Source organism: Flavobacterium sp., assembly GCF_028712645.1.
Classification (GTDB): domain Bacteria; phylum Bacteroidota; class Bacteroidia; order Flavobacteriales; family Flavobacteriaceae; genus Flavobacterium.
In genome coordinates this window covers 1-5,091 of the sequence record NZ_JAQTPQ010000248.1, presented here as the reverse complement: position 1 = coordinate 5,091, position 5,091 = coordinate 1, and the positions used below count along the sequence as shown (strand labels likewise).

The following is a 5,091-nucleotide window of genomic DNA, read 5'->3' as shown; positions in this document are numbered from 1 at the left end:
GTAGTTGGCTATTTGGGTTTGTTCTTCTAATGAATCAGGTAGGGCAAATTTTATTTCATTCAAATGACCTTGTGTCATACTTGGAATTGCAGACCCATATTTGTATAAATCAAAATTTATAGTGGTACACAAATAATAAAATAGTCGAACAGAAAATCCTTCACGAATCTTTGTATAGTATGATGTATCGACAGTCCAAAATGGTTCTTCAACATATTGAGGTTTATCAATTGTTCCTTTACGACCAAGTAGTACGGATGGTTGGTCAAAAAGATAAGAATTTGCTCTACCAAAGATTCCCCCGCTTCCATAAACAGGATATATCCCATTATCTTCTAAAACAGCCTTTTGGTCTTGACCATTACAAATTTTGGAAATGAATTTTAATTTTTTCACTTCCCAATGTTCTGGAATTCCCCCCAACCATTCAATACCCGAATCTTTATAGTTATCGTATTTCTTCATAATTATGAACTGGTTTTTTTAAACGATTTATTCTCTTGTCGTTTACATGCATCATCATGATTATAATCTGCGGGTGTAGTTTTAAAGGTAGGGTCGTCTTTTTGTTGACCAAAGCCTTTGTATTGAAAAGCTCGTAGTTTTTCAATATCTAATTCATCAACAAGCAAACTCGTATTTAATCCACCTTTTATCCTTAAGCTGTCTTTAGAGTCAGACTTTTTAGGATGTGTAACCCTTGAATCTCCGTATTCACTGGTATTCACTTGGATAAAATAACAATGTAAATCTCTACTAGTTGTTTCTGTAATATTTGAATAAAAGTTAACATCTCTATTCAATTCAGAAGCTACTAAAAAATCGATTTTAGAGCGAAATATTGAACGATGAACTATGTCAGCCAATTCAAAACAATTATAATTAGTAAAATACAAACCTTTCCATCTCAATAAGTGATAACGATATGGAACAGGTTTTGGGACTACCCTACGAAAATCGTTTATCCAGAATTCTTCAATAGGGGCATAGTGGTTTTTTAATCTTAAAATTGGAACTGCATCATTTACGCCTCTGATTTTACAGGGCAGTATTGTTAGTATAAAATTGTATGCTACATTATTATAAGTCCAGTGTTCAACTCCACTAATAACAGCTCTTTGATGATTCCATGAATATTCCATAACAGTTTTTACTAATCCATGAGGAAGGGATAATTCGGGTAAAACTATTAAGTCACATTTTTCAGCCTCAGCTTCATTTAATACTTTTGCAAATTTAACATATCTATCACTCATATTAGGTTTGCCTAACATACTGGCTTCATAATCCGCATCATTTACTTTCATGTTAGCTAGTCCAACTCTTAATTTTTTAAGTTGTTCTGTTTGATTAACAGAAATTTCATGTGCTACAAGTTTCCAATCTGGAATGCCATTTGTAGATTCTTCAATTGAACTACATTCTGAATAGTCAAATATTTCTTTTTTGAGTGTATCGTAAAATGTTTGGTCATTCCTCTTGTGCCAAAAATTAATTCTAAAATAAGTAATAAATGCTTCTTCGAGGTAATTTGTGTTTTCTTCATCCTCTTTAAAAAGTATATCGTTAGAGGTTCGATTTTGAAATTGTTCTACTTCTTTAGTAGCATAAACTCTTTTGATACACTCCATCCATGCCACTTCACTAAATCTTACTTTTCTCGGTGAATAATCAATTAATAATGGGCTAAAGGCGATATTATGAATGTCTTTAATCTTTGAAAAGTCACATTCTAATAATGATGAGTTAACTGAAATATTAGTGTAATTCAATAATGGAATGTTGACATAATTATGCCTTACCATATTTGACAACCTGAATTTTTGCCAGTTACTAAATATGTGAAGAGGTCTGTCATTACTGTGATTAAACTCCCCATAGAATCTACCAAAAACTTTAGTTATTTTTAATTGCAATGGCTCATGGAAAGATGGTTGTAGGGCAAATGCTATTTCCATTGCATTTGAAAAATACTCCAATAAATCCCCTGCTATTTTTATATAGTTAATATTATAACCGTTAAACTTGTGGGGTAATGGGAGATTGAAAATTTGTTCGAATGTATTTACGGAAAATTCCAAAAACTCTTCTTTATTGTTATTTACCACAAAGTAAGTTATCAGTCTTTCCCATTGCCTAAAGTGTTCTAAATTAGTTGTTCCTTTGAAGAATTTTAGAATTTTTTCTGCATCTTCTTTTGTGTTTTTTTTGCCATTTCGTAGACTGTAAAAAATCTTTTTTGATAGATGTGAAGCAATTCCATAGCGACTTTCTTTATAATCTTTTAGCGTTTTAACCTTGTGTATTGAGTCGTCAAAAACTAGTTCATAAGCCTCTTCATCAAAACCATTTTCTTCAAGTTTTTCATCAGGTAAAAATCTAAATTCACTCGAGCGTTTTTCCATTTCATGCTTAAATTTTTCAAGCATAGCAAGTGTTGAATCATGTCTAAAGTAATAAACAAGAGTTTTTGAAGGCTGGATGTAAAGATTTTTATAACATTCTATTTTGAAGATTTTATTTCCAATATTTGGTTCAACTTTAGTTAGTGCAATTGGAGTATCTTCAAGAGTAATTACAGGATATAGAGTTTTGATAATATATTGCTCCTCTTCTTTGAGGTTGTCTATGTAAGATTTGTCATGCTTATTATAAAAATCAGCTTGAATTTTATCACAAGTTTCCTCAGCAGTGAATTTAGTGTTCGGATTTGCTGTGATTATAAAGATGTCATCAACATACCTACTATAGTAGATGGGACGAATGTTCTGATATACTCTTGAGTCAAACTCGTGCAAATACCAGTTTGCAAGAATATAAGATGAAGCTAAACCTATTGGTAAAACCGTCTCGTTATCTTCAATATTTTTAATTAAATCATTCGGGTAATTCGTTGATTTAATTCGCTGTGTGTAAACTTCATGTATCTCACGAAATACAGAATTTAGTTTATTCCAGTCGTTTATTTGTTTGTTTTTTAGTCTCGCATTTAATTTATCAAACTCAAACCTTACAGAATAGTAATAATCTTTTATATCAATATTTATAAACAGTACATCTTGTTTCTTGTCCAGATACTGTTTAGCAACGGTTATTCCTTCATCTCTCCATTTTTGATATTGTTTGTAATAAGGCTTAAATAAGCCATTATCATTTTTGACTGTTTCTTCTTTACTATTAGCTTTCTTTTTTTCAAGAATTAATCTATTACCATAGCATTTTTCATCTAAATCACTTTCAAGAATATAACCAATTTTCATAATCCATAAAATAGATACAATATGAATTTCAATTGGAGCATCAATATAAAAGGTTAGTTTCTCAAACTCATATTTTGAATCTTCATCAATTTCACGAACATTTGTAAAAATGTTGTTTATTAATTCTTGGGAGTTATTCTTTGAATAATCACTGTATGATTTTACTTTCTTAGGTAAAACTCTATAGTCTATTTTTTTGTATAAATTATTCCAGTATTTTGAGTTGGTGGTTTGTTCCTCAGAAGTAAGCTCTTTATGTAGAACATTTAACTTCTCTTCAAAATTAGCTAGTTTGTATTTAATATTTTTTGAAACAGTCATTGCAAAAGTTGTTTCAAAGGAAGCAATTTTTGCTTTTAAAAAAAGGTCGTGTGAGTCATAATATGATAAAGATTTAAGTTTACGATAGGCTGTTTTTACATCATCAATTGTTAAATTTTCAAATATCATAATATAGTTTGTTTTAAGAGTCCATCCGTTTCTTGCTCAATCGCCATTATGTCCTTTCGGATTTCATCCAATGAACGTAAGGGTTTGTATTGGTAAAAATACTTGGTAAAGTTAATTTCGTAACCAATATTGGTTTTGGTTTCATCTATCCAAGCATCAGGAACGTGTGGCAATACTTCACGTTTCATATAGTCTAACATATCCATTGTCAAAGGGATATTTTCGGTGTCTCTAAGTGAACTATCTGGTTTAGGATTTCCTTTTTTATCCGTTACCACTTGACCCTTGACATTGCGTTCAGGTCTTTCCACCGTTACTTTGGCATAACCAAATTCTTTGTTATCAAATATCTTGGAGTATTCGTTGGGTTTGAAATCGCCATATATTTTGGTGATTTCAGCTATTTGTTTGTTACTTATTTCGTTTCGTTTGTTTCCTAACGATTTGCTCATTTTTTTGGAGAAATCAATGGCATTTATCAATTGAACTTTTCCTTTGCGTTCTGCTGGTTTCTTGTTGGAAATCATCCAAACATAAGTACTAATACCAGTATTATAAAACAATTGATTTGGCAACGCAATTACAGCTTCTAAGAGGTCGTTTTCTATTATCCATTGTCGAATACTACTTTCATTTTTGGTCTTGCTGGGTGAACCAGAAAACAATGGTGAACCATTAAAAACCAATGCCAATCGTGAACCTTCTGGTTTCATCTTGGACATCAAGTGCATCAAAAACAAGAAAGAACCATCACCAACACTAGGTAATCCAGCTCCAAATCGTCCACCGTGTCCCAACTGGTCGTGTTCTTCTTTTACCTTCTTGGCAAATTTTTCCCATTTCACACCAAAGGGCGGATTGGTAATCAAATAATCGAATTTTTCATTCTCTAATTTGTCATCAGATATGCTATTCCCTTTTTTGATATTGGATGCGTTTTGTCCTTTAATCATTAAATCTGATTTGCAAATGGCATAGGATTCTGGATTGAGTTCCTGACCAAATACTTCCAAACGTGCATCTGGATTCAACTCATTCAAGTATTCTTCTGCTACTGATAACATTCCCCCTGTTCCTGCACAGCAGTCATAAATGGTTTTGGTGATTCCTTTTTTGGTTAGGATTTCTCTATCATTCAAAAACAGGATGTTTACCATCAACTTGATAACCTCTCTTGGTGTAAAATGTTCCCCAGCGGTTTCATTTGAAATCTCGGCAAATTTTCGGATTAATTCTTCAAACATATATCCCATTTCCATACTAGAAATGCGGTCTGGATGCAAGTCGATGTCTTGAAAACGTTTCACCACCATAAACAACAAATTATTGTCATCCATCTTGGTGATTTGGTTTTCGAATTCAAATTGTTCGATTATTTCTC

Annotated in this window: 3 protein-coding genes; all 3 read right to left on the bottom strand. The window is 31.9% G+C overall.

Annotation, left to right across the window (positions count from 1 at the left end; all coding sequences use genetic code 11):
* A partial coding sequence (locus tag PHC28_RS15425) for a restriction endonuclease subunit S (protein WP_300102660.1) occupies window positions 1-465 on the bottom strand: 465 nt, incomplete at its 3' end.
* 2 nt (window positions 466-467) lie between these two features.
* Window positions 468-3,710 carry an RNA-directed DNA polymerase gene (locus PHC28_RS15420; protein ID WP_300102657.1) on the bottom strand — a complete coding sequence of 1,081 codons (3,243 nt, stop codon included), beginning with the start codon at window positions 3,708-3,710 and terminating at the stop codon, window positions 468-470.
* A partial coding sequence (locus PHC28_RS15415; RefSeq protein WP_300102655.1) for an N-6 DNA methylase occupies window positions 3,707-5,091 on the bottom strand: 1,385 nt, incomplete at its 5' end. The genes PHC28_RS15420 and PHC28_RS15415, both read right to left, overlap by 4 nt.

What these genes read in the sequence shown, in the direction of transcription:
- PHC28_RS15420 (WP_300102657.1), bottom strand. Translation starts at nt 3,710, where the DNA reads ATGATATTTGAAAATTTAACAATTGATGATGTAAAAACAGCCTATCGT.